The 25,983-nt window shown below is 62.0% G+C and carries 24 protein-coding genes; all 24 read right to left on the bottom strand.

The window, feature by feature from the left end; all coding sequences use genetic code 11:
• Window positions 1-173: 173 nt before the first annotated feature.
• Window positions 174-740 carry an SMC-Scp complex subunit ScpB gene (gene scpB / locus BN9444_RS08290; RefSeq protein ID WP_066512847.1) on the bottom strand — a complete coding sequence of 189 codons (567 nt, stop codon included), beginning with the start codon at window positions 738-740 and terminating at the stop codon, window positions 174-176.
• 11 nt (window positions 741-751) lie between these two features.
• Window positions 752-1,597, bottom strand: coding sequence for a segregation and condensation protein A (locus BN9444_RS08285; protein WP_066512849.1), 846 nt, complete (start codon window positions 1,595-1,597; stop codon window positions 752-754).
• Window positions 1,597-2,469, bottom strand: coding sequence for a ParA family protein (locus BN9444_RS08280; RefSeq protein WP_066489215.1), 873 nt, complete (start codon window positions 2,467-2,469; stop codon window positions 1,597-1,599). Before BN9444_RS08280 ends, BN9444_RS08285 begins: the two co-directional genes overlap by 1 nt.
• A 185-nt stretch (window positions 2,470-2,654) precedes the next feature.
• Window positions 2,655-3,827 carry a hypothetical protein gene (locus BN9444_RS15380; RefSeq protein ID WP_255356868.1) on the bottom strand — a complete coding sequence of 391 codons (1,173 nt, stop codon included), beginning with the start codon at window positions 3,825-3,827 and terminating at the stop codon, window positions 2,655-2,657.
• 119 nt (window positions 3,828-3,946) lie between these two features.
• Complete coding sequence (xerD, locus tag BN9444_RS08270) at window positions 3,947-4,849, bottom strand: site-specific tyrosine recombinase XerD (protein WP_066489255.1); 903 nt, start codon at window positions 4,847-4,849, stop codon at window positions 3,947-3,949.
• A 59-nt stretch (window positions 4,850-4,908) separates the two neighbouring features.
• On the bottom strand, window positions 4,909-5,547 hold the full coding sequence (locus BN9444_RS08265) for an NUDIX domain-containing protein (protein WP_066489221.1): 639 nt from the start codon (window positions 5,545-5,547) through the stop codon (window positions 4,909-4,911).
• 22 nt (window positions 5,548-5,569) lie between these two features.
• Entirely contained in the window at window positions 5,570-6,517 is a 948-nt protein-coding gene (locus tag BN9444_RS08260; RefSeq protein ID WP_066512866.1) for a copper transporter, read from the bottom strand.
• The gene (gene steA / locus BN9444_RS08255) at window positions 6,517-7,701 is read right to left on the bottom strand and encodes a putative cytokinetic ring protein SteA (RefSeq protein ID WP_066512870.1); all 1,185 of its coding nucleotides are present in this window, start codon (window positions 7,699-7,701) and stop codon (window positions 6,517-6,519) included. Before steA ends, BN9444_RS08260 begins: the two co-directional genes overlap by 1 nt.
• 67 nt (window positions 7,702-7,768) lie before the next feature.
• Window positions 7,769-9,466 carry a DNA repair protein RecN gene (gene recN, locus BN9444_RS08250; RefSeq protein ID WP_066489230.1) on the bottom strand — a complete coding sequence of 566 codons (1,698 nt, stop codon included), beginning with the start codon at window positions 9,464-9,466 and terminating at the stop codon, window positions 7,769-7,771.
• A gap of 65 nt (window positions 9,467-9,531) precedes the next feature.
• Window positions 9,532-10,473: an NAD kinase gene (locus tag BN9444_RS08245; RefSeq protein ID WP_066489232.1), complete on the bottom strand. Its 942-nt coding sequence runs from the start codon at window positions 10,471-10,473 to the stop codon at window positions 9,532-9,534.
• Window positions 10,473-11,288 carry a TlyA family RNA methyltransferase gene (locus BN9444_RS08240; protein ID WP_066489234.1) on the bottom strand — a complete coding sequence of 272 codons (816 nt, stop codon included), beginning with the start codon at window positions 11,286-11,288 and terminating at the stop codon, window positions 10,473-10,475. Before BN9444_RS08240 ends, BN9444_RS08245 begins: the two co-directional genes overlap by 1 nt.
• Window positions 11,288-11,488: a hypothetical protein gene (locus BN9444_RS14280; protein ID WP_141629264.1), complete on the bottom strand. Its 201-nt coding sequence runs from the start codon at window positions 11,486-11,488 to the stop codon at window positions 11,288-11,290. Before BN9444_RS14280 ends, BN9444_RS08240 begins: the two co-directional genes overlap by 1 nt.
• The gene (locus BN9444_RS08235; protein WP_066489238.1) at window positions 11,488-12,471 is read right to left on the bottom strand and encodes an HAD-IIA family hydrolase; all 984 of its coding nucleotides are present in this window, start codon (window positions 12,469-12,471) and stop codon (window positions 11,488-11,490) included. Before BN9444_RS08235 ends, BN9444_RS14280 begins: the two co-directional genes overlap by 1 nt.
• Window positions 12,471-13,520, bottom strand: a complete 1,050-nt coding sequence (locus BN9444_RS08230; protein ID WP_082723252.1) for a tetratricopeptide repeat protein — start codon at window positions 13,518-13,520, stop codon at window positions 12,471-12,473. The genes BN9444_RS08235 and BN9444_RS08230 overlap by 1 nt, the downstream gene beginning before the upstream one ends.
• 1,577 nt (window positions 13,521-15,097) lie before the next feature.
• Entirely contained in the window at window positions 15,098-16,357 is a 1,260-nt protein-coding gene (gene tyrS, locus BN9444_RS08225) for a tyrosine--tRNA ligase (RefSeq protein ID WP_066484386.1), read from the bottom strand.
• A gap of 66 nt (window positions 16,358-16,423) precedes the next feature.
• Window positions 16,424-16,606: a Trm112 family protein gene (locus BN9444_RS08220; protein ID WP_066484388.1), complete on the bottom strand. Its 183-nt coding sequence runs from the start codon at window positions 16,604-16,606 to the stop codon at window positions 16,424-16,426.
• 112 nt (window positions 16,607-16,718) lie between these two features.
• Window positions 16,719-17,747 carry an ornithine cyclodeaminase gene (locus BN9444_RS08215; RefSeq protein ID WP_066484716.1) on the bottom strand — a complete coding sequence of 343 codons (1,029 nt, stop codon included), beginning with the start codon at window positions 17,745-17,747 and terminating at the stop codon, window positions 16,719-16,721.
• Between the two features lie 61 nt (window positions 17,748-17,808).
• A complete protein-coding gene (locus tag BN9444_RS08210) occupies window positions 17,809-19,317 on the bottom strand; it encodes an amino acid permease (RefSeq protein ID WP_066484395.1) in 1,509 nt (502 codons plus the stop codon).
• A 219-nt stretch (window positions 19,318-19,536) separates the two neighbouring features.
• The gene (gene argH / locus BN9444_RS08205; protein WP_066484398.1) at window positions 19,537-20,976 is read right to left on the bottom strand and encodes an argininosuccinate lyase; all 1,440 of its coding nucleotides are present in this window, start codon (window positions 20,974-20,976) and stop codon (window positions 19,537-19,539) included.
• Between the two features lie 6 nt (window positions 20,977-20,982).
• The gene (locus tag BN9444_RS08200) at window positions 20,983-22,197 is read right to left on the bottom strand and encodes an argininosuccinate synthase (RefSeq protein WP_066484400.1); all 1,215 of its coding nucleotides are present in this window, start codon (window positions 22,195-22,197) and stop codon (window positions 20,983-20,985) included.
• Window positions 22,198-22,416: 219 nt separating this feature from the next.
• A complete protein-coding gene (locus tag BN9444_RS08195) occupies window positions 22,417-22,896 on the bottom strand; it encodes an arginine repressor (protein WP_066484402.1) in 480 nt (159 codons plus the stop codon).
• Between the two features lie 21 nt (window positions 22,897-22,917).
• On the bottom strand, window positions 22,918-23,841 hold the full coding sequence (argF, locus tag BN9444_RS08190) for an ornithine carbamoyltransferase (protein WP_066510300.1): 924 nt from the start codon (window positions 23,839-23,841) through the stop codon (window positions 22,918-22,920).
• Between the two features lie 3 nt (window positions 23,842-23,844).
• The gene (locus BN9444_RS08185) at window positions 23,845-25,038 is read right to left on the bottom strand and encodes an acetylornithine transaminase (protein ID WP_066510302.1); all 1,194 of its coding nucleotides are present in this window, start codon (window positions 25,036-25,038) and stop codon (window positions 23,845-23,847) included.
• Window positions 25,035-25,970: an acetylglutamate kinase gene (argB, locus tag BN9444_RS08180; protein WP_066510304.1), complete on the bottom strand. Its 936-nt coding sequence runs from the start codon at window positions 25,968-25,970 to the stop codon at window positions 25,035-25,037. The genes BN9444_RS08185 and argB overlap by 4 nt, the downstream gene beginning before the upstream one ends.
• Window positions 25,971-25,983: the final 13 nt, after the last annotated feature.

Genomic DNA, 25,983 nt, shown 5'->3' with positions numbered 1-25,983 from the left:
GATAATCACGTGTCCTTTTCTTGTGTATGCAGTTGCCGCCTGGCGCCTTGTTCATTCCGGTTGAAATCTCGCGAGCTCCTGCTCGCGGGGCGCTGGACGTGGAAACGCTTTGTTTACCGCAGGCCATCCTACCCCCGAATAGTCTGGCCGTGGTATTCGCGGATTGTCGGGTGCTAGTACTCCTCGAGGATGGAGTCCACATCCGGCAGCAGCGGCGCCAGGTCTGGCAGGCGCTGTAGCGAGTCGATGCCGAGCAGTTCAAGGAAGAGCTCCGTGGTCTCGTATTGGTGGGCCAGGCCCTCGTGCTCAATCTCGCGGATGAGTCCGCGCAGGGTGAGTGTGCGCATGACGCCATCCACGTTGACGCCACGCACGGCGGCGACCTGCGCACGCGTGACGGGCTGACGGTAGGCGACGACCGCGAGGGTTTCCATCGCGGCACGAGAAAGCTTGGTCTGGCTGCCGTCGAGGAGGAATCCTTCGACGGCCTCTGCGTTGTCTTTGCGCGTGTAGAGGCGCCAGCCCTCCCCTGTTTCACGGAGGTCGAACCCTGAGCCACGCTCATCGAATTCCCTCGCAATGGCACGCAGGTGGTCACTTACCACGGTGGGCTCCAGCTCGAGGGCGCGCGCCAAAGCCTCGACGGACGCGGGGGCGTCGAGGACGAGCAGAATCGACTCGAGACGCGAGCGCTGCTGCGAGATGAGCGGCAAGGCGGGACGCGGCTGGGAACTATCCATGGCTTCGCAGTCTAATCCCAGTTAGCCGCCGCGACGACGGCCGGGTCGACGTCGAGGCCAGTCCATGCAACATCGAGGGGTCCGAGCGACTCCTCCTGCTGCGCGTCGACGGCCTTCGCTTTGTAGAGCTCCAACAGCGCGAGGAAGCGGCCGACGACCTCCATGGACACGGTGCAGTCACGGGTGAGCGCGGTAAAGGACATCCAGTTGCCTTGCCCCAGCAGCTTGAGCGTCGTGAGGATCTTTCCTGCCTGCTCGGGTACGGAGACGGCCACGTGGTGAATGTGACCCGTCGCCACGCCCTCGGGCGGCTTCGGACGAAAGACGCTGGCGGCAAGCTCAGCGAAGCTCGCGGGCGTGTGACCTAGGGCGACCGGCGGGAGCAGCTGCGCGAACTGTTCCTCCATGCCCACCGCGCGGGGATAGCTGCGGCGCGCTTCGCGCTGCCAGCGCGCCATGAGGTCTGCGACCTGTTTGTAGGCCTTGTACTGAAGCAGGCGCGCGAACAGCAGGTCGCGGGTCTCGAGGAGTTCCAAGTCTTCCAAGTCAGAGACCTCGCCGCGGGGCAAGAGGCGCGCGGCCTTGAGATCGAGAAGGGTCGCGGCGACGAGGAGAAACTCCGTGGTCTCGTCGAGGTCAGCCGTGGCGCCGAGCGCACGGGTGTAGGCGACAAATTCGTCAGTGACCTCGGAGAGCGCGACGTCCGTGACGTCCATTTTCTTCGACGAGATGAGCTGCAGAAGCAGGTCGAAGGGCCCCTCGAAGTTCTTCAGGGCGATGCGAAAGCCGGTGATCTCCGGCTGGACGGCCTCCTGGTTGGGTGCGTGAGAAGGCGCAAGGGGATGAGTAGCGTTCACTACTTCGAGGTGCGCTCGATGACCTCGCGGGCGAGGTCGCGGTATTGCTTCGCCGCCTGCGAATTCGGCGCCCATGTGGTGATTGCTTCGCCGGCGACGGACGTCTCCGGGAAACGGACGGTGCGCGTGATGACGGTGTCAAAGACCTTGTCTCCGAAGTAGTCGACGACGCTCGACATGACCTCGCGGGCATGCTTGGTACGACGGTCATACATGGTGACGAGGATGCCGAGGATCTCCAGATCGAAGTTGATGCGCTCGGCGACCTTTTCCACCGTGTCCGTGAGCAGTGCCAGGCCGCGCAAGGAGAAGAACTCGCACTCCATCGGGATGATGACGCCCGCCGAGCAGGCCAAGGCATTGACGGTGAGCAGGCCAAGGGACGGCTGGCAGTCAATGATGATGAAGTCGTAATCGCGGCGCACGGGGCGCAGCGCACGGGCGAGCGTGTGCTCGCGGCCGACCTCGTTGACGAGCTGAATCTCCGCCGCGGACAAGTCGATGTTGGCGGGAACAAGGTCAAGGCCTGCGATGGGCGTGCGCTTAATCGCGGAGTGAATGGACACCTGATTGTCGAGCATAACGTCGTAGATGGTGTCTTCAATCTCGTCATGCGTAAGGCCGAGGCCGGCGCTCAATGCGCCCTGCGGGTCCAAGTCAACGAGGAGGACTTTACGTCCAGCTTCCGCGAGGCACGCGCCCAGGTTAATGGTCGAGGTGGTTTTACCCACGCCGCCCTTTTGATTACACATGGACAAGATGGTTGCGGGACCGTGGGACTCCAGCGGGGCCGGCTCCGGGAGCTCACGCACCGGGCGACCAGTTAGGCCCACCTCTACTTCGGAGGCGTCGAAGAGGCCGTCCTCACTCATAGTCACACCTACTTCCTTGACTTCTACCGATGCATCGCCCACCGGCGGGGCTGCCAGCATGCCCGTCGGCGCGCCGTCTTACAGCCGTGTCATTTCCCTTTGACGTATCTTACAGCGTACCCGCCGCCGCGCAACCACGACGCATAACCCTCAAAGCCTCCGGAAAGTAAAGGGTAAAGGCTAGACTATAGAGTCGTTGAGCGCGCGGAACGGCGCTTGCGCGCCAGTGCGACGAGGGCGGCGATGAGCGCCACAATGAGGACGACGATGACGACACCGGCAACGATGAGCTTGGTGTTGGAGGAATCCGCCGAATCATGCGCAGCCTGTTCCTCCTCGAGCTGCTCGCGCGTGACATGGTCAGCGGACGCGTAGTGCGGGTCGCGCAGGGTGACGTCCGCGACCACGCCGGAGCCATCCTCACGGATGAGCTGCATGATAAACGGGTTGTCCGGTGCTTGGCCCTCGGGGTAGGTCAGCGTCAGGGTGCGCGCGGTGGTATTGATATCGCGCTGGACGCCCTCAATGATGTTGCCGTCCGCGTCGATATAGCGCAGCGTCACGCTGTTGCGGTCCATGTCCTTGAAGCGGTTATAGAGATCGAGCGCCTGGCTCACGTCCATCTGGGCCGTAATGACGTTGTCCTTGATGGTCGACTCGAGGTAGATGTGCTCGGCTGCGGAGGCATCAGCGGGGCTCGCCGCCGACCGTGTGGGCTTCTCCCCCGGCACGACGGGAAGGTTCGCGTCAGCCTCACCACCGGTCACATCCCCCGCGGCGCCGCCGTTCGTTCCCTCGGCAGAACCGCTGCCGCCCTCGGAGCCGCCAGCGCCGTTGTCACCTTGCGTGCCCTCACCGCCCGAGCCATTGACAGAAGCGTCGTTGCCGGCGCCTTCCGCGCCGTCGCTGCCGCCCTCGCCGTTTCCGCCGTTACCGGTGCCACCGACGTCGGCTTTCTCCGGCGCGGTCGAGACGAGCGTGATGGTGCCGGAATAGCCTTGGTAGCTCACCGGGATGGAGACCTGGCCGCCCTCGGCGGGGGCGGTAATCGTGGCGGAACCGCCGGATGCCGAGACGGACCATCCGCCGCCGGAATAGGAGGCTTCGACAGGCACGGGCAGGGAGACCGTGGTAGTTTGGCCCGCGGCGACGCTCACGGGAGTCGCGAGCATGGATTGGACGGCCTCCGGAGTCATGCCCTCGGGAATCTGCGCGGAGGCCGCGGGAACGGGCGACTCGCCAAGCGGCGCGAGGATGGCCGGAGCGGCGAGAGCCGGAGCGGTAAGCACCGCGGCGGCGCAAACGGCAGCCAGATGGCGGCGCGAGGACAGGAACACGGAGTGAGAAGTCGTCGGCACGGGTGGGATCACAACCTTTATGGTCGACGCGGTACTCAATGTGCCGCGCCAGTGGACGATGAACAGAAGATGAACGGGCCCAGTCTAGCCGTCGCAGCGAACGGCCCGGAAACTACGGTCTAGGCGCGCGGGTGAGCCGTGCGCCAGGTCTCACGGAGCGCATCGGCTGTGACGTGCGTGTAGATCTGCGTCGTCGTCACCGAGGAATGACCTAGGAGTTCTTGGACGGTACGCACGTCGGCGCCGCCTTCGAGCAGGTGCGTAGCAAAGGAGTGCCGCAAGGTATGTGGCGAGACCTTCGCGTCGAGTCCGGCGCGCTGTGTGGCGGTCTGCAGCACGGCCCAGGCGGATTGCCGCGTGAGCGGGTTGCCCCGGGTATTGAGGAAGAGCGCGGGCGTACGTCCCCCGCTCAGCACGGGACGCGCACGCACGAGATAGGCGCGCACGGCGGCCTGCGCCTTGGAGCCCACGGGCACGAGGCGTTCCTTGTTGCCCTTACCGGTAATCCGCAGGACGCCGGGCGTGCCGGGCTCAGATTCGAGTGCGTCGTGGATGTCGTCGACGGCCAGGCCGACGACCTCAGAGATGCGGGCGCCGGTGCCATAGAGCAGCTCGAGCAGCGCCCGGTCGCGCACGTCGATGGGGCTCGCGGCCTCCCCGTCCGGGACGGATTCGATGAGGCGTGCGACCTCGTCGACCGAGAGAGTATCCGGCAGATGCTGCGGCGGGGCGGGCGGCGAGACCTCCGAGGCGACGTCAAGGCCCAGCACGCCCTCGGCGACGGCAAATTTGTGGAGGCCGCGCGCGACCACGAGGGCTCGATTGGCCGAGGATGCCGCCATGGTGGAGCGCAGCCACGCGAGGTAGGCCTCGACATGGGAGCGGGTGACGTCGCCGAGATCCTCGATCCCAGATTCGGCGAGCCAGCCGAGATAGCGGCGCACATCGCGCCGATAGTTGCTCAGTGTATTGGATGAGACGCCCCGCTCGACGGCCAAGTGGTTAAGCCACGTCGCGGCAATGCGCTGGGCCGGGGTCGACGGTTCCCTCTGATGCGCGGGCAGGTCTAGCTGAGAGGAACTCACAGCTTCTTCATGTCCGGGCCCTGGCGGCGCGCGGCGAGGGACTGGGGACGCAGGTCAAAGGGGGCATCGGCAGGCCGGGTGGCTCCGCCATGGTTGATGACGCGATCCGCGGCGAGGATGCCACCCACGGCGATGGAGTTGACGATCTCACCGGAAAGAATCTTCGCGACGGCCTCCTCGAGCGGCAGCCACAGGAAGTCCATGTCTGCCTCCTCGTCGCCCACGGCGTGGAGCGCCTCCACCTCGTGGAGATCGCGCGCGAGAAAGACGCGCACGGCCTCCTCGCAAAAGCCCGGCGAGGTAACGAGGTCTGCAAGCGTCGCCCACTGCTCAGCGGCAAGCCCGGCCTCTTCCTGCAGCTCGCGCTGGGCGCCGGTGAGCTCGTCTTCGCCCTTGATGTCGAGCAATCCTGCGGGCAGCTCAAGCAGGTGGCGGTCGACGGAGCGGCGGTACTGGTTGACCATCGCGATACGTCCCTGATCGTCCACCGCGGCGATGGCCACGGCGCCAAAGTGCTCAACGACCTCGCGGCTGGCCACGTGGCCGTCGGGCATGACGACCTCGTCGCGGCGCACCGCGATAATCGGTGCGTCAAGGAGCAGCTCCGAGCGCAGAGTCTTAAATTCATGCGACATTGCCTGTCATCCTTTCCAGAGGTTAGCTGGCGGCATTCGGCAGCGGCGGCGCGGCGGCATCGACATCTGCGGCCGCACCATAGGCCCCGTGGCCGCCGTCGAGCTGCTCGCGCACCGCGAGCACCGTCGCCATGCGCGCCCACGAACGGTCGATGGAATCGACCGTGGAGACCTCGTTGCCCTTCGCGGAGCGGAGCTTGCCGATGACCCCTTCATCCGACGTCGACTCTATCCTTCCGGCGAGCACGGCGTTGCGGCCCGTCTTATTCAAGGCCGTGAGCATGGCAGAAAGGTTATCGGACTTGAACTCATCGCCCGCAGTGCCCGACGTCTTGCCGTCGATGACGACGATGGCCTGGGCGGGCAGAATGGTCCCATCCTCGTAGTCGATGAATCCGGCATCGCGCAGCGCTTGGAGCACCGTCGCGCGGTCGGCGACGGAGGCCAGCGGTTGCGTGGATTCCGGATCCATGTAGAGCGCAGCGCCGAGGGACTCGCCCGCGTGGGTGCCCATGTCCTGCTGCTTGGTGGACAGCTGCGCGCCGGCGGGCAGCGTGTTGGCGATAAGCGACTTGAGCTCGTCCGCGCGCGACTGATCGAAGAAGGCATCCGCCAAGTCAATCGTTCCGGCGTCCTCGATGTCCGCGGAGGCGAGCAGCGCCTTGATGCCGTCGACCTCATTGCTTTGCGCGTTCGACGTCGTCATGACGAGCACCGGGCGCCCAGCGAGGCTGCCATCCACCATGGTGGGCGAGAGCTCGGAGACGACCGAGTCGCCGGACTTGGACTGCGCCTGCAGCACCTGGTTGTCCTGGACGACCTGGCGGAATTCATCGCGCACGGCGTCATCGCCACCCGCAGAACCCGCGACCGTGGGGCCCAGCGCGAATGCGCCGATAGCCACGCCCACGGCCACCCCGAAGCCACTGCCTGCGATGACCGGGCCAGAAGAAGAGAATCGCTGTGGCATTAGTTAAACCATCCTGCGACCGTCTCGGTGAGGTTGGACCACGTGGCGGAGAGGTTCTCGCCGAAGGAGGCGTCCCCGCCCAAGCCCGCGATGAGCACGATGACGGCGAGCGCAACGAGGATGCCGAGCAACGCCCACAGCCAGCCCAGGCTTCCGCCTGCCGGTGCCGTGTACAGCGTAATGACGGAGTCCGCGTCGACGAGCTTCGTGCCCGTCTTCATGCGCGCAAGCAACGCCGCGGGCGTCGCGTGTGCCTTGTCCGCAAAGATATCGTCGAGGTCGACAGAGCCTCCTACCTGCACGATCATGTCCGCTTCCTGGAAGTCCGCGAGCAGCAGCGCCAGGTCCGTCGAGGAATCCGTCGCGGACGGGAAGGTCATCGCACCCACCCCCAGGTCCTGAATTTTCTCCAGGCCCGGTGCCGTGCCGTCCGGCGTGGCCGGCAAGATGACGCGCGCGCCCGAACGCAGCGTCTCCGCCTTGACCGTCTCCGGGTTTGCCACGATGAGATCCGGGCTGTAGCCCATCTCCACGAGCGAGTCTGCTGCGGAGTCGACGCCCACGATGACGGGCTCGTATTCGCGAATGAAGTTGCGCAGCAACTTCACCTTGGCGCGGTGGTCCTCACTGGGCGAGACGACCATGACCTTGCGGCCGCGCATCTCCACACCCGACTCCGGAATACCCAAGCCGTCGATAAGTAGCGGGCCTTCCGAGTGGATGAACTGGATTGAGTTGCCGAAAAAGGCTTCCATGTGGTCGATGAGGTTGCGCTCGGCCTCGGCAAAGCGCGCCTGCGCTTGGCCGCGCTCGATGACGGTGCCAGAGCCAATCTGCTTGTCTCCCAGATAGACAGTGCCGTCATCAGTGAGACGCGCCTTCTTCCCGTCCTTCATCGCCTCGAGGAACTGCGGGCCCACGCCCTCCACGAGCTGCGTTTCGGCGTCGAGCAACATGTGCGGTCCGTAATTGGGAATGCTACCGGTGCTAAATTCCGCGGTGTTGATGACCGCGGCCGGCTTCAAGTCCACCAGCTGCTGGGCTTCCTGACGAGAGATATTCGCGGCGTCGACCACGGCGAAGTCCCCCGCGCCGAACTTCTTCAGTCCTTTGCCGCCGGGCGTGCAATCGCGCAGGGTGCCAGTGACACCGGGTGCGTCGGTAGTGCGAGAAAACAAACTCATGCGCGCGATTGTCCCACTTCTAGGCCTCCCAGCGTGGGAGGCGCGCGGCAGCATCCCCGGCTCGGGCCTATTTATTCGCTTTCTCCTGCCGGAACTCCGCGACTTCCGCCTGTGCGCGGTCAAAGAGCTCCTGCGCGTGCGCACGCCCCGTCTCCGTGCCGTCGAGTCCCGCGAGCATGCGCGCCAGCTCCTCTACGCGTTCCCTCTCGCTGAGCGTGCTCACGCCCGAGGTATACATATCCTTCGCCACGTGGAGGTGCGTAGTCGCATACGCCGCCACCTGCGGCAGGTGCGTCACCACGATGACCTGATTGCGCGTCGCTAACCGCGCCAGGCGGCGTCCAATCTCCACCGCGGCGCGGCCACCCACGCCAGCGTCGACCTCGTCGAAGACCATGGTCGTGCCCTCCGTATTCGCCGAAAGCACGACCTCGAGCGCCAGCATGACGCGCGAGAGCTCGCCTCCCGATGCCGTCGCCGCCAGCGGCCGGCCATTGAGCTGCAGCTCCACCTCGTTCGCGCCCGTCCTCGAATACCGGGCGTCCTTCACCGCGACCGTGAACTCCGAGGACGCCATGGCCAGCCCCTTGAGCTCCGCCGTCACGGCATCCCCCAGGCGCCGCGCCGCGTCCTCACGCGCCGCCGTCAGTGTCGCCGCGTGCGCGATCATCTCAGACTCCGCCGCTTTGACCTGCTTGGCCAGCTCTTCCAGCGCCTCCGTGGACGTGTCAATAGACGCCAACCGCTCGTTCGCGTGATCCCGCCACGCAAGCACGCCGTCGATATCCGGCGCGTACTTCCGGGTGAGTGTCTTCAGCTCTTGCTGCCGCGTAAGCGACCTCTCCAGTTCCTCCGGATCCGCAGGCAAATCTGCCAGGTACGCGCCAAGCTCACCGGCGATGTCGCCCAAGCGCGACGTGATTTCCGCCAGCTGCTCCCCCAACGCCTTGAGCTGCTTATCCTCCACGCCCGACAGTTGCGCCTGCGCCTGCCCCAACAAGGACGAGGCCGCATCTTCCTCGAAGCCCTCTTGCCCGTCGATGCTCCCCAACGCGACCGTGGCCGCCTCGCGCAGACCATCAACGTCCTGGAGCTTGCGAATGCGCTCGACCAAATCCACGTCCTCACCCGACTGCGGGTGCATGCCATCGATCTCATCGACCGCGAACTGAAGCCGGTCCACTTCCTGTGCCAGCTCGCGCCGCGACTCCGTGCGCGTCTTATAGTCCTTGGCCAACGCACGCCACGTACGGAATGACTCTGCGTAGGCCTCGCGCAGCGGCGCGACCGCCGGATCCGACCGATCCACGGCTCCGAGCTGCTGTTCTGGCGCGAGCAACCGCAGCTGATCGTTTTGCCCATGGACCGTAAGCACGAGCGACGAGAATTCCCCCAACGTCGCCGCCGGCACTGAACGTCCGCCCAGGTACGCCTTCGAACGCCCCGCAGCCGAGACCGTACGCGCCACGATAAACTCGCCGTTCTCATCCGGCGAGCCGCCCGCGTCCTCCACGACCGTCGCGGCCGCCTGCGCAATATCCGGCGCCGCCGTATCCACGGCAAATGTGCCTTCCACCGAGGCCTTCTTCGAGCCCTGGCGCACACGCGTGGAATCTGCACGTCCGCCCGCAAGCAGGCGCAAACCAGTGACCACCATCGTCTTACCTGCACCGGTCTCACCGGTAAGCACGGTCAATCCCGAGGACAACTCCGCGCTGGCGCGTTCGATAACGCCCAGGTTCTCGATCGTGATGTCTGCTAGCATGCCCCGTAGTCTATCGTATTTGTGTTCGAAGCGTCCACACGTCCGCGCCCACGTCCGGCAACGAGTTAGACCGAGTAGTCGTCGCCGCCGCGCTGCGGGCCGCGCCACCCCGCCACAGGCAGCCGGAGCTTGCTCACCAGACGATCCGTAAAGGGTTGATTGTCGAGACGCACCCAGCGCACGGGGCGCTCACCCTTCACGGCCTCCACGCGCGCGCCGGCAGGCATATCCAACCGCCGAAAGCCGTCCATGCTCACCTGTGCCTCGGACGTCGACGACTCGGATTCCACGGCAACTCGCGACTGCGGCGAGACCACCAAAGGCTTGGTAAACAAGGCATGCGCGTTGTTGGGTACCACGAGAATGGCGTCGAGCTCCGGCCACAACACTGGTCCACCAGCGGAGAAGGCATACGCCGTAGACCCCGTGGGACTCGAGATAAGCACACCATCGCACCCAAAGGACGACACCGGGCGGGCGTCAATTTCCAGCACGGCGTCCAGCACTCCCGAATGGTCGAGGCTTTCCACGCTGGCTTCGTTGAGCGCCCACGAGCGTCCGATCTCTTTGCCGGCGCGGTCATAGACGACAACGTCGAGCGTCATACGATCCTCAATGCGGTAGGTTCGCGAGATCACCCGCTCGATGGCCTGTTCCAGGGACTCCGCCTCCCACTCAGCGAGGAAGCCCACGTGGCCCAAGTTGATGCCCAGAACCGGGATGTCCACCGCATGCGCCAAGTCTGCGGCGCGCAGGAAGGTGCCATCACCGCCCAAGACGAGCACCATCTCACACCCTTCGGCCGAGGCCGGCTCGTGCGGAACGAGATCCAGTCCCGACAGATCGACGCCCGGTGCCGGCGTCGCGCACACGCGCACCGTAATCCCCGCGTCGCGCAACAATTCCGCAGCGCGACGCATGGAGGCGACATTGTCTTCGCGCCCGGTGTGCGGCACAAGCAAAATCGTCCGCTGCGCGTCCTGCGTGCGGTCCGGCGTTGCGGTCATTACTGGGGTCCTTCCTCAATGGCCCGCACAACCATGTCGTGCAAAGCCTCGGCATCTGGATGCGTCGTTCCACCGTCTTTGACCAGCCAGAGGAAATACTCAACGTTTCCGCTCGGACCCGGTAGCGGTGACGCAGCCACTGCTTTGCAGCTTAGTCCGAGGGTCCGGGCAAAGGCAGCGATTTCTTCCGTGACCTCTGCCCGTAGCTCCGGCGATCGCACCACGCCACCGTGCCCCAAGCGGTCCTTTCCCACCTCGAACTGCGGCTTGACCATCGGGAGCAAGAATGCCCCATCGTTCAAGCACTCCACAATGGCGGGCAGAACCAACTTGAGCGAGATAAACGATAGGTCGCCCACCATCGCGTCGCATGGCCCTTCCGTGACCTCAAGCGTGAGGTTACGAATATTCGTCCGGTCGAGAACCATGACGCGCTCGTCGTTCTGCAGACGCCACAGTAGCTGTCCATAGCCCACATCAACGGCAAGCACCTCCCGCGCGCCATGGCGCAGGAGCACGTCCGTAAAACCGCCTGTCGATGCCCCTGCATCGAGCACCCGCAGCCCGTCAACCGAGACATCAAACGCCTCCAGCGCGCCCAACAGCTTGTGTGCGCCGCGCGATGCCCAATCGTCTTCCTCGGCCTTCTCAACGCGAATGGAGACTTCAGGCTCGACGATGGTCGCTGGTTTCTTGGCTTGGAAGCCCCCGACGTAGACGCGACCAGCCTTAATCCAGTCGACGGCTTGTTCACGTGAACGCGCAATCTTGCGGCGCACGAGCTCTGCGTCGAGACGGCGGCGTTTGAGGGCCATTAGTTCTCCTGAAGTACGTCACGCAGCACCGTGTGCGCGCGATCAAGCTGTTCAAATTCTTCGCGCAGATCCGCTGCCGGTTCGCCCAAGATATCACCGACACGCGTGTCGACGGACTCAGGACTCACCACCGAGTGCGGATCATGCGGCTTCGGGGCGGGCCGATGACCAGGCATGGACCCTGGAGTTGGTGCAGGCATCACCACCACGCCTTGACCGCACGCTCCGCTGCCTCAGAACGCGGTTGGATGTAGCGTGGCGGCTTGGGCAGCGCCCAGACGACCTCGAGCACGGTACGCAGCGCCTGCGTCGGTGTAGCGCCCTCATCTCCATGCTCAAGCAGGACATCATAACCATCGACGCGGGCCGTGAAACCACCCTGCGCACCCGGACGTGCTTCTGCCCGCTTGAGACCCAGATCTGCCAGTGTCGCGCCAATGTAATCGGGACGGTGCTTCTCCGGCGCCTCGATAAGAGCCATCGGGCCGCTCACTCCGGTAAGCACGTGGAAGGTGTCCATCGCAGCGGTATTGCCGCCCAAGATATCCGTGTCGAGACGGTCACCGACAGCCAAAGGCTTCGAGGAGCCCATCATCTTAGCGGCCTGAATGAACATCTCAGGGCCGGGCTTGCCCGCAGACAGCGGCTCCACGCCCGTCGACGTCGTAATAGCCGCGACGAGTGCACCGTTGCCCACTGCAAGACCGCGCTCCGTAGGCAACGAGGTGTCTAGGTTGGATGCAAAGAACTGCGCGCCCGCACGGATAGCCAGCGCCGCCTCAGACAGTTCGCGCCACCCAAGGTCCTTGCTCATGCCTTCGAGAACCGCCACCGGCTTGTCGTCTGCCGAAGAAACGACCTCAAAACCTGCGTCGCGCGCAAGCTTCTTATACGAGTCCGCACCGACCACCAACACCTTGGAGCCTGCCTTGATGTGCTGTGAGGCGAGGGAGACTGCCGCCTGCGCAGAGGTAAGAACATGCTCTGGATCGGCCGGGATATCTATAGCGCGCAACATCGACGCCACCTCTTCAGGCGCACGCGACGCGTTATTAGTCACGTAAATGGCTTTGACGCCACAGGCGTTAAGCACGTCAGCGACACCGGGAAGAGCGACGCCGCCCTCCCAGACTGTCCCGTCTAAGTCGAGCAACAAGGCATCATGCGTGGACAATAGACTCATTACAGTTCCTTGAGACGATCAGCGGCGTCAGTCGCTTCGTCCTCGTCGATCGCGACAGTGTGCTTGAACCATTCCTTAGCTTCGTCCGTACGACCAGCCTCCAGCAGTGCGTTGGCGTATGCGTAGCTCAAACGAGCAGCGCTCCCGCCGCGTGCCGCCTTATCCGGGCGTGCGCGCTGGATAGTGACCACGGCTGCTTCCGCCTGCCCCATATCAAGGCGTGCACCAGCAACGACAATAGCGAGCTCAATCTCGCCATCGCGATCGAGCATCTTGGCTTCTTCACTGCGGCCAAGCTCAATAGCTTTCTGCGGTCGGCCGAGCCCACGCTCGCAGTCCGCCATGACAGCAAGCATGCCCGGGCCGCCGGAAATACGGCGTGCCGCACGCAGTTCCGCCAGAGCCTCTTTCCACTCACCTGCGTGGTAGGCAGCAACGCCATTGATCTCGCGTGCCACGGACACACGACCCGCGCGATCCTTTGCCGCACGTGCATGGCGCAATGCGAGCTCCGGGTCGTCCTGCATGAGCATCGCAGCCATAATCATATGCTTAGCAGTCGCCTCAGCATTATCCTTCGACAACGACTTCAGGTCCTGAAGCACCGAAGGATCAAGCTCGTTCATATCGATATCGGACGGGACATCCGGGTCGTTCTGGCGACGATTGATGCGTTCCTCACGGAAGCCCGAACGCTGCGGCGAGTGACTCCGCTTCTTCTCATCACGGCGGTCATCGCGACGGCCACCTCCACGGCGGTCGTCACGACGGCCATTACCGCGGTGGTCGTTGCGACCACCACGTCGGTCGTCACGGTGATCGTTACGGCCGCCGCGACGGTCATCACGGCGCTCATTACGATCGCCACGGTATCCGCGGCGCTCGCCGTCCTCACGGCGGTCACGACGGTTGTCATCATCGCGCCCGGAGCCGAACGACGAACGCCCGCGACCCTCGTCGCGACGGCCATTACGGCCAGAAAACTTCCCCTGTGGCTTACCGCCACGGCGATCGCCATCGCGGCGCCCGTAGCTGTTGGAGTCAGACATATAGCCTTGCACTTTCCAGTTCGATGAATCAATCAAATACCCAGCCATACTACCCGCTACGGGAACAAAACCCTAGCGGCCACCGCGGGAACCAGCTAAAGAAACGGCAGTATTTCAATGAGCTCCCGTCGCCTGAAATTGGCGAACTTGAGTACATCAACCATCCCTCGGATCGAAATGGCGAGCGGTTACTCCGAGAGCAATTACGTCACAAGTACGAAACCAAAACAATCCGAGCCACGGCCCTCCTTTAACGCATGGAGCGCTAGAACATTACCAAGGACTGCCGCCGGGCCGGTGCGACTTACCCGCTACGTGCGTTGAAGTGTGAATGAGTCGTCTACAAACCGAAGAGAGTGTTGTGACTCGTTCATGTTTCACCAATGACACGCCGGCGCCTAGACGGGCTTGTCATGTGAAGAGGGTGTGCGGCGTCCCTGTAAAACGCGTAAAAGAAGCGAGGGCCGAAAGACACTTTTTGTCTTTCGGTCCTCGCTGCGTGTTATGTAGTTGTTGTTTGTTGTTTTTATGTCGGCGGTAACTTACTCTCCCACTCTCCACAAAAACCAATCAGAAAAAATCCGATAAAGGCTTATAGGCCGTGAAAAGCCCAATACCAAAGCAAAAAGAACAAACCAACGCCACAACCCCATCGCCAAACAACGAATAAGGCAATGACCTGGCATATCCAAAAATTACATAAAATAAACAACACTGACCCCCACACCCGACGGGGCAAAAGAGGGGCCAGCAACCATCACAAACAAATGCGACAACCGTTCACATATGCACCGATAAACAAACTTAAAAGTTTACAGTGACGCNAGTGCAAGCACCAGGCCTTTCCGTTCGACTTGCATGTGTTAAGCACGCCGCCAGCGTTCGTCCTGAGCCAGGATCAAACTCTCCACAAAAACCAATCAGAAAAAATCCGATAAAGGCTTATAGGCCGTGAAAAGCCCAATACCAAAGCAAAAGAACAAACCAACGCCACAACCCCATCGCCAAACAACGAATAAGGCAATGACCTGGCATATCCAAAAATTACATAAAATAAACAACACTGACCCCACACCCGACGGGGCAAAAGAGGGGCCAGCAACCATCACAAACAAATGCGACAACCGTTCACATATGCACCGATAAACAAACTTAAAAGTTTACAGTGACGCGTGTTTCGAACAACGCCACCCGGCACACACCAACCAACCCCTCATCCAGAGAAGCCAGCACAAACAGCACTCACACCATCTGAAACAGACAAAAATAAAAAGTACTTGGCACACTATTGAGTTCTCAAACATCATCCGCACTCAAAAAGTTTCATCCTATCGGGATACCCCTTCTCGAAGCGGTCGAACACTCACTGTAGTGCAAGTCTTTAAGGCTTGTCAACCTGCAGTTCATGTCGTTGTCACCTCGTTTCCGCGGCGACTTGGAATAATCTACACAGCTCCGTTGTTTCCCACAAATCTGCAGGTTAAAGACGAAGTCCCCCACGTCACGAGGGCGAGGGGGACGAACTTAGGGCGGTGAATCTGTGGAAACCACAGCCAACGACCTTGCAGCTGTGCTAGCTAGGCAAGCTTCGCACCAGCGAAGTTCTTCTTACCGCGGCGCAGCACGAGCCAGGAACCGTGGAGCAGATCCTCGTCGGCCGGCTCCCAGTCCTCGGACTCAATGCGTGCATTGTTCACGTAGGCACCGCCTTCCTTAATGGTGCGGCGAGCCGCACCCTTAGAGTCGGCGAGACCGGAGGCGACGAGCAGATCGACGATGGTGCGCTGTTCACCAGCGGCGATCTCGGCGACGGTGGTCTCTTGGAGAGCACCGGCAAGGGTGGCCTCGTCCAACTCGGTGAGTTCGGCCTTGCCGAAGAGAGCCTGGGCGGCGAGCTCTACAGCCTTGGTGGCATCCTCTCCGTGAACGAGGTTCGTCATCTCCTGTGCCAGGCGGCGCTGGGCTTCGCGGCGGAAGGGCTCGTTGGCGACCTTCTCCTCGTACTCGGCGATTTCTTCCTGGGTGAGGAAGGTGAACCAACGCAGGTAGTCGATGACCACGGAATCACCGGCGTTGAGGAAGTACTGGTACCAGGCGTACGGGGAGGTCTTCTCCGCATCGAGCCACAACTTGCCGCCACCGGTGGACTTGCCGAACTTCTGGCCCTGCGCGTCGGTGACAAGAGGAACGGTCAGGGCGTGGGCCTTGTCGCCGTCCACGCGACGGATAAGGTCGACACCGGAGACGATATTTCCCCACTGGTCGCCGCCGCCGATCTGCAGGTCGCAACCCTTCTCGCGGTGCAGCGTGAGGAAGTCGTTGGCCTGGAGCAGCATGTAGGAAAACTCCGTATAGGAAATGCCGTCGGACTCCAGGCGGCGCTTGACCGTGTCACGGTCGAGCATGGTGTTGAGCGAGAAGTTCTTACCCACGTCGCGCAGGAAGGTGATGACGGACATGTTCGCAGTCCAATCAGCGTTGTTGACCATCTCGGCGGGGTTCTCACCGTCGAAGTCGACGAAGCGGCGCAGCTGCTTCTTAATGGCCTCGAGATTGTGCTGAATGGTTTCTTCGGAGAGCATGGAGCGCTCCCCCACGTCGCGGGGATCACCAATGAAGCCGGTTGCGCCACCGGCCAGCGCCAGCGGGTGGTGTCCAGCTTTTTGGAAACGCCGCAACATGATCATTGGGACAAGGTGGCCGGCGTGCAAGGAATCGCCCGTCGGGTCGAACCCACAGTAAAGCGTGATGGGGTTCTCGCACGCTTCACGGAGCGTATCAAGGTCGGTGGACTGATTAATGAGGCCGCGCCACTGCAGCTCATCAATGATGTTCATGGAAGTGTGATCTTTCTCTTCGAAGTAGCCGCTGTGCGCGGCTGTGACGTGTGGAAAATTTCGCGCCTAGGCGGCGTCCGGTGGCCAGGCCATGGCGGAATCGACGAGCATGACAGGGATGCCATCTTCGATGGGATAGGCAATCCCCTTGCGCTCATTGACAAGCACCTGCTTGTCCTCCAGATACGTCAAAGGGCCCTTGTCCTGCGGGCAAACAAGGACCTCTAGCAACTTCGGATCGAGACTCATAACTTCATAGGGTACACGGGACGCCGCGCGCAGACTGCGTCAGGCACGCGCGGCGTACTCACCCCCTCGAGCGGTCGCACCAGTCATCCGGTACGACCCGGGTCAGACCAGATCAGAGCGGAGCTGGGACGTGGGCAACGAGTGAGAAGAGATCCTTTGGGTCGTCGGGATTAGCGATGATGTCGATCTCAGATTCTAGATCCGTCCCCGCAACTGCATCGCGCACATAGCGCAGCGCAGAGAAATCATTGATGGCAAATCCGACGTCATCGAACAACGTAATCTGCTCAGGATTATCGCGACCTGTCTCTTCGCCGGTAAGCACCTTCCAGAACTCGACGACTGGGAAGTCTGCTGGCTTTTGCTGGATTTCGCCCTCGATACGGGTCTGCTCGGGGAACTCGACGAACACCTTCGACATATCAAGGATCTTTTCCTCGAGCTCCGTCTTTCCTGGGCAGTCACCGCCCACCGCGTTGAGGTGCACGCCGGGGGCGACGTGACGCTCGGCCAAGATCTGGTTTTGCGCTTTGTCGGCCGTGCATGTGGTGATGATGTCGGCACCTACCACTGCTTCATCAACACTCGAGCACACCGTGATGTTGAAGCCAAGCGGCTCGAGGTTGCGCTTGAATTTCTCTACCGCCGCTGGGTCAATGTCATAGATGGTGAGATCCTCAATGCCGAGGACACCGCGGAAGCCCAAGGCCTGGAACTCGGATTGAGAGCCAGCGCCGATCATGGCCATGCGCTTGGAATCCGGGCGGGCGAGGTGTTTTGCCACCATCGCGGACGTTGCAGCAGTGCGCAAGGCAGTGAGAAGGGTCATCTCCGCTTCGAAGGTCGGATAACCGTTATCTACGTCCGCAAGAACTCCAAAAGCAGTCACGGTCTGGAAACCGCGTGCGGGGTTGGAGGGATGGCCGTTGACATATTTGAACGAGTATTCCTCGCCGTCGGACGTCGGCATGAGCTCGATTACGCCAAAGGGCGTATGCGAAGCTACTCGCGGGATCTTGTCGAAACGAGCCCAGCGCTTGTAGTCGCGCTCGAGGTAGTCGACCATGCCGGTGATGATGTTTTCAACTCCATCACGCTGGATCCAGCGGGCCATATTGGTCACGTCGACAAACTTAATCATCATTGGGGAAATGAGTCCTTTCTCAAAGTCAAAATGTGTTCAGCGTGGCCGAAGCAAGATGTTACCGCTTCGGGTGCAGATCTTGGTGCGGATCCGCCGTAAAGCGGAAGCTTGGCAGATGCGTGCGCTTGCGCTCCTCCGCGATGGCGTTGATGCGGTCACGCCACAAGAACCACAGGCCAACGAAGACGGGAATGAGGCCGATGGTCGCGAGCAGCGTATAGGAGCCGATGGGATAGTCGAAGGCCATGAGCACGAGGACGATGCCTACGAAGATCACCGTCACCCAATCCCCAACGACGCCAAAGGGCGAGCGATAATCCGGGCGGGTAAACTTCCCGCGCGCGGCTAGACGAACAAAGCGCTGGTGTGCCAAAACGATGGCGACCCACGACGCGAGGGTGCCAAGAGCTGCGAGGTTCAAGACGATTTCGAAGGCCATTTCGGGCACCACGTAGTTGAGGAAAACTCCAGCTAGTGCGACGAGCACAGCCATGACGATGCCGCCGTAGGGCACGCCGGAGTCTGACATGCGCTTGCCAAAGGCAGGGCCGGAGCCAGCCTGCGACATGTTGTACATGATGCGCCCAGTCGAATACAGCCCGGCGTTGAGCGACGAGATGGCGGCGGTAATCACGACCAACTGGAAGATAGCGGCAGCGTACGGGATGCCGAGTGACTCGAAGAATACGACGAACGGTGAGGTATCCGAGGCGTATGCCGTGTAGGGAAGAACGAGCGTGAGCAACAGGATAGAACCGAAGTAGAACACCACGATGCGGAAGAGAACCGAGTTCACGGCCGACGGGATGTGCTTTTGCACGTCCTCAGTCTCACCCGAGGTGGTGCCAACGAGCTCGATGCCGGCGTAGGCGAACACGACGCCCTGAATTACGATCACTGCGGGCAGCAGGCCGTTCGGCATCCATCCGCCGTTGTCCGTAATGAGGCTAAAGCCGGTGGGAGTCCCCTCTGGGTGGCCGAGAATGAGGACGCCGATGGCAATGAGCATGAAGATCACCAGTGCAACGACCTTGATCATCGAGAACCAATACTCGAGCTTGCCGAAGATAGCGACGGAGAGCATGTTGAAGAAGAAGATGAAACCGACCACGACGAGGGCGAGTGTCCACTGGGGAATTCCATCAAGCCACGTGGTGTACTGGCCAAACCACTTGATGTAAATCGCGACCGCCGTTGCGTCGGCAACGAGGGTCATAGCCCAGTTGCCCCAATAGAGCCACCCCGTGACGAAGGCGGCCTTTTCTCCATAGAACTCACGAGCGTAAGAAACAAAGGAACCAGAGCTCGGGCGGTAGACAATAAGTTCGCCGAGGGCCCGGAGAATGATGTAGCCAAAGAAGCCACAAATGAGATAAAGGATGGCGAGCGAGGGGCCAGCAGTTTGCAGACGGCTACCTGAGCCAAGCAAAAGACCTGTGCCGATGGCGGAGCCGATGGCAATCATCTGCAGCTGGCGCTTGCCCATTCCCTGCTGAAGACCATGATCCTCAGCGTCAAAGACCGCGCGTCCCTCTTCTGAGGGCGCCGGACGAGAAGTTATAGACATGCGGTGTACCTTCACAGACAGTTAGTAAATTTCTTCGCGAAAACCTTCGCCGACATAGAAGAGTAACGAAAAGCACGCTTTTCAGTGACTGGTTTCACTTATTTTAAGTCGTGTCTCACTTGACACAGAGTAGCGAGACACAAAAAAGCCCAGCACACTACGTGCTGGGCCATTTTCAATAGGACTATCGTTAACCCCCACGTACGGGGGATATGCCGTTTACTTGTGGGGTATCACCGGGGTGGCGGCCCACGACCGAAAGTCGGCGGCAAGTTCATCGACATTGGCTCGCTGCTCGGCGACGCGGACACCGGCGGTGCCGCCCTTCGTTGAGCGCGACGCAACCGCACCGTCGATAGTAAGTACCTCGCGTACAGCCGGTGTCAGTCGCGCGTCGACACTGGCGAGCTCCTCATCGGTCAGCTCGATAAGGTCAACGCCACGGGACTCGGCGATGCGCACGCATGCTCCCGATGCCTCATGTGCCTCACGGAACGGCACCCCTTGGCGCACCATCCACTCGGCCAAGTCAGTGGCCAAGGTGTAACCACGAGGGGCCAGTTCGCGCATGCGGTCCTCGTGGAAGGTCAACGTAGAGACTAGGCCGGTCAACGCGGGCAGCAGCAGGTTGAGGTTCGCCACGGAGTCCACGATGGGCTCCTTGTCCTCCTGCAAATCGCGGTTATACGCGAGTGGCTGCGCCTTCAGGGTTGCCAGAAGTCCGGTGAGGTTTCCGATGAGGCGGCCGGTCTTGCCGCGCGTGAGCTCGGCGACGTCCGGGTTCTTCTTCTGCGGCATAATTGACGAGCCCGTCGACCATGCGTCGTCGAGAGTCACATAGCCGTACTCCGGCGTGCACCAGTAGACGATCTCCTCCGCCAGACGCGACATGTCGATCGCAATCTGAGCCAGGACGAAGGCCGTCTCGGACGCGAAGTCACGCGAGGACGTACCGTCAAGGGAGTTCTCCGCAGCGGAGTCGAAGCCGAGCTCCTCCGCAATGGCTTCCGGGTCCAGGTGCAGCGAGGAACCCGCCAGGGCACCCGAGCCATAGGGCGAGATGGCCAGGCGTTTGTCAAGATCCTGGATACGCTCGCAGTCACGCAGCAGCGGCTGCGCGTGCGCGAGCAGCTGGTGTGCAAGCAGGACGGGCTGGGCGGCCTGGGAGTGGGTCTTGCCCGGCATGATGGCATCGGGGTGGGCTGCGGCCTGGGCCGAGAGGGCATCGACAAGCTCAGTGACCTGGATGGCGATGTCGCGCACGGCGTCGCGGACCCACATGCGGAAGAGGGTGGCGACCTGGTCGTTGCGGGAACGGCCCGCGCGCAGGCGGCCGCCGACCTCGGGGCCAACGATATCGATGAGGCCGCGCTCCATGGCGCCGTGGACGTCCTCGTCTGTGGGCAGCGGGCGGAACTCGCCCGAAGCGACCTTCTCTCCGAGCTGCGTGAGCCCGTTGAGCATGGTGGCAAAATCCTCGTCCGTGAGCAGACCGGCGTTGTGCAGGACCTTGGCGTGGGCCTTGGAGGCCAGCACGTCATAGGGAGCGAGCACCCAGTCGAAATGCGTGGACACGGACAGGGCAAACATGGCCTCAGACGGGCCGCCGGAGAAGCGGCCGCCCCACAGCGCGCCTTCGTTCGTCTTGTGCTGCTCCATGTGAACCTACTTTCCGGTGGGGAAACCGCCCTCGCGGTCACGCTGGTTGGAGATCTGGGTGGACAGGCCGTGAAGCTGGACAAAGCCCTTGGCTGCGGTCTGGTCGAAGGTGTCGCCCGTGTCGTAGGTGGCCAGATCGTAGGAGTACAGCGACTGGGAGGAGCGGCGGCCGTTGACGGTGGCGGTACCCGCGTGCAGAACCATGCGGATATCGCCCGAGACGGTCTTCTGGGTCTCGCCAATGAAGGCGTCGAGGGAGCGCTTGAGCGGGCTGAACCACAGACCGTCGTAGACCTCCTCGGACCAGCGGGAGTCGACGAGGCGCTTGTAGCGGCCGAGCTCGCGCTCCACGGTGACGTCTTCGAGGGCCTCGTGGGCCTTGATGAGGACGATGGCGCCCGGTGCCTCGTAAATCTCGCGGGACTTAATGCCCACGAGGCGGTCCTCGACCATGTCGAGGCGGCCGATGCCCTGAGCGCCGGCGCGGCGGTTGAGTTCCTCGATAATCTGCAGGACGGTCATCTTCTTGCCGTCGATGGCGACAGGCTTGCCTTCCTCGAAGGAAATGACGACCTCGTCCGGGGCGTTGCCCAGGGCAGGATCCTCGGTGTAGGCGTAGAGATCCTTCGTGGGCGGGTTCCACAGGTCCTCGAGGAAGCCGGTCTCGACGGCACGGCCCCAGACGTTCTGGTCGATAGAGAACGGCGAGGACGCAGACTGCTCGATGGGCAGCTTGATTTCCTCAGCGAAGGCAATCGCCTTATCACGAGTCCAGGCGTAGTCACGCGCCGGTGCAATGATCTCCAGGGACGGGTCGAGGGCGCGGAAGGAGACCTCGAAGCGGACCTGGTCATTGCCCTTACCAGTGCAGCCGTGGGAGACATGCGTGCCGCCGTGCTCCTGGGCAGCTTCAACGAGGTGCTTGACGATGAGCGGGCGGGAAATAGCAGAGACCAGCGGGTACTGCTTCATGTACATGGCATTGGCCTGGATGGCCGGCAGGCAGTAGTTGTCTGCGAACTCGTCCTTGGCGTCCACGACGATGGACTCCACGGCGCCACAGTCCAGTGCGCGCTGACGCACGGACTCCATATCCTCGCCACCCTGGCCTAGGTCGAGCGAGACGGCAATGACCTCGCCGCCGGTCATCTTAGCGAGGTACGGAATGGCGACCGAGGTATCCAGGCCACCGGAGTACGCGAGCACAACGCGTGCAGTCATGGTTTCTATCTCCTTGCGAGATTGTGGAAATAATACAATAGACTCGATAATATACGAAACGTATGCGGGATGTAAAACACTCCCTTTCGATGATGACTGCGCGCGCACTGTGCAACCGCCTGACCGCGGAAAATGGTCTATGACGGTGGAGGCACTCATGCCCTGCCACCCGCGGGAGCCGGACAGCGGCGCAGCGCGGGAGCAGGGCTAAAACATCAACTAATTACGCACCAAATTGCGCACCAATTCCTCACCAGTGATCGGATCTCGAGCCAGGATGAAGATCGTGTCATCGCCAGCAATACAGCCCACAACATCTGGAATCCCAGCACGGTCGATATAGGACGCCAGGTATTGCGCCGCGCCCGCGGGTGTGCGCAGCATGCCGATATTGCCTGAGTGATCCGTGGTGGTGACGAGCTCATCGAGCATGCGACGCAATTTCTCCCGCGGTCCATTGACCTGGTCATCGAACTGCTCGAGCTCACCACCCACCATGTAAAACGAGCGACCACCGTCCCGCTTGACCTTCTTGGCCCCCAGCTCATCTAAGTCACGCGACAGCGTGGCCTGCGTGATGTCGATGCCTTCTTCGAGCAGCATTTCAGACAACTGCACCTGGCTCGTCACGCGCGAGCGATCAAGGATTTCCAAAATCTTTGCTTGGCGCGCGTTGCGATTGGCCGGGTTGGTGGGCATGGGGGTTGATCTCCTCGTTTGTTAATCGTTTTGGTGGCGAAGCAGCCACGCAAGCACGGCTTTTTGCGCGTGCAGGCGATTTTCTGCTTCGTCGAATACCCGCGACTGCGGGCCGTCGATGACACTGGCCGCCACCTCATTGCCGCGGTACGCCGGAAGGCAATGCAGGAAGATGGCGTTTTCCGCCGCACGGTCCATGACAGCGCCGTTGACCTGGTACGGCAGGAACGGCGTCCGGCGGTCGATCCCGTCATTTTCGTGTCCCATCGACACCCAGGTATCAGTGATCACAACATTGGCACCTGCAACGGCGTCAAGCGACTCCGTAACCGTCACGGTCGCCCCCGTAAGCTCCGCTCGCGCTTCGGCGCGCTGCACGTACTCTGCGCGGGGTTGGAACTCCGGTGGCGCGACAATAGCGATGTCCATACCGGCGGTGGCGAAACCAATCATGTACGAGTTGGCCATGTTGTTGCCGCCATCGCCGAGGTAGACCGCCTTTAACCCTTGGGTGGCTCCAAAGTTCTCACGGATCGTCTGCAAGTCGGCGAGGATTTGGCACGGATGGAAATCCTCAGACAGCGCGTTGATGAGCGGCACGCGCGTAGTCTCCGCCATAGCCGCAAAATTGGCGTGGTCATAGGTGCGCCACACAATGGCCGAAACATAACGGGAGAGCACCGCCGCCGTGTCTTGCAGCGTCTCTCCTTTGCCCATTTGCGTCGATCCAGTGTTGGTCACAACAGCGTGGCCGCCCAGCTCCGCGATACCTGCTTCAAAGGAGAAGCGAGTGCGCGTCGATGTCTTATCGAAGAGCACGGCAACCGACTGCGGGCCTTCGAGAGGGCGGTGCGCAAAGCGGTCCACCTTCATCTGTGCAGCAAGGTCGAGCACCTCTGCTTGCTCCGCCGGCGACAGATCATCGTCTACGAGAAAATGGCGCATGGTCTAGGCTTCCTCCTTTTCAATCTCCTCGACAACGGCTGCCAGTCCCGCGGCTGCCCGAGTAATTTCCTCGTCGGTGATGATGAGCGGCGGCGTCAAACGAATAACGTCAGCTGCCGGCGCGTTGAGGATGAGTCCGTGCTCAAGCCCCTTCGCGACAATCTGCTTGGCCACGGGTGCATTTAATACGGCTCCCAGCATAAGCCCTCGTCCGCGGATCTGCATAATATACGGTATTGTGCTCAGCTCACGCACAAATAGCTCGCCCTTGCGCGCTACCTCTGCCAAGAAGTCCTCGTCCAATAAGTCCAGTACAACGTTGGCCGCTGCGCAGACTACCGGGTTTCCGCCGAATGTCGTACCGTGCGATCCCGGCGTGAATAGTTTCGCTGCCGCTCCCCGTGCTATACACGCGCCAACAGGTAACCCGGCGCCGAGCCCTTTCGCCATAGTGATGACATCGGGCTTAACCCCGGCCGCCGTGTGCGCAAAAAATTCGCCCGTACGGCCGACTCCGGTCTGCACCTCGTCGACGATCATGAGCATCCCATTTTCATCACAGAGAGCGCGCACCCCCTGGAGAAAGCCCTCCGGCGCCGGGATGACCCCGGTTTCGCCCTGAATCGGTTCCAGGATGATAGCTGCGGTGTCCGAGGGGTTCATCTCTACGAGCTTTCGCAAGTAGTCGATATCCCCGTAGGGATAAAACTCCACTCCACCGGGCATCGGTTCAAAGGCCTTCCGCTTGCTGGGCTGCCCCGTCATCGCGAGCGAGCCCATCGTGCGGCCATGGAAACCGTGTTCAGCGGCCAGTATGCGCCGGCGGCCAGTCAGACGCGCGAGTTTGAAGGCCGCCTCGTTGGCTTCGGCGCCGGAGTTGGCAAAGATAACGCGGGCAGAAGTATCTCCGACACGAGCCCGCAGTTTTTCCGCCACGTCGATAACCGGCTGCGACGCGAAGAGGTTAGACACGTGACCCAACGTAGAGATCTGTTCCGTGACGGCCTCAACGACCTTGGGGTGTGCCTGTCCCAGCGCATTGACGGCAATGCCGGCGAGTAAGTCGATGTATTCCTTGCCGTCTTCGCCTACGAGGATGGAGCCGTAGCCGGAGACAATGCCAATGGGCGGCGTGCCGTAGTTGTCCATGAGGTTGTCGCCCCACCGGGCTACGAGGCCCTTGTTGTTGTCGCTCATGCGCGATCGTCCTTCCTGAAGATGGTTCCGTCGGGGTATTCGTTGCGGTTGTAGTCATCGGGCAACACCATCGTGCCGATGCCGCCGGGGGTAAGCAGCTCAAGGAGCACGGCGTGGGCCGAACGGCCGTCGATGACGTGGGCAGCGGCGACGCCACCTTCGACGGCCCGCAGGCACGACTCCATCTTGGGGATCATGCCCGAATCGAGCCGCGGCAGCAGGGACGCGAGTTGCGCCGCTTCAATCTTGGACACCAAGGAATCGCGGTCTGGCCAGTCGGTATAGAGGCCCTCAACATTGGTGAGGATGAGCAGGCGCTCCGCGCCGATTGCTTGGGCCAGCGCACCCGCTGCGGTGTCAGCGTTGATGTTGTAAACCTCGCCGTCGGTGCCCGGCGCAATCGTCGAGACCACCGGAATCCGGCCCGCATCGATGATATCCATCAAGGCTGCTGGATTAACGTCAACGATATCGCCGACTTGGCCGATATCTGTGGGAGTCCCGTCGACTTCTACCAGTCGTTTTTCGGCGGTAAAGAGCCCGGCATCCTCGCCGGAGGTGCCCACCGCATAGGGGCCGTAGGAATTGATGAGCCCCACGAGTTCGCGGCCCACCTTTCCAAAGAGCACCATCCGTACGACCTCAAGAACCTCGGGAGTGGTGACGCGAAAGCCACCTTTGAACTCGCCTTCCAGGCCCGTGCGTGCCAGCATCTGGGAAATCTGAGGCCCGCCGCCGTGAACGACCACGGGCTTGACGCCCACGGTGCGCAGAAAAACCATGTCTTTGGCGAATGCTTCCCGCAACGAGTCGTCCACCATCGCGTTGCCGCCGTACTTCACGACGACGATCTTGTCGCGGAAGTGTTGAAGCCACGGCAGTGCCTCAGAGAGGACTGTCGCACGATCCTGATCGGTAAGACCTTTCATCATGGTATCGGCCGCC

Origin of the sequence: Corynebacterium phoceense, assembly GCF_900092335.1 — a bacterium.
Taxonomy (GTDB): Bacteria; Actinomycetota; Actinomycetes; order Mycobacteriales; family Mycobacteriaceae; genus Corynebacterium; species Corynebacterium phoceense.
Note: the sequence above shows the minus strand (reverse complement) of the source record. Positions and strands in the feature narration are given on the sequence as shown.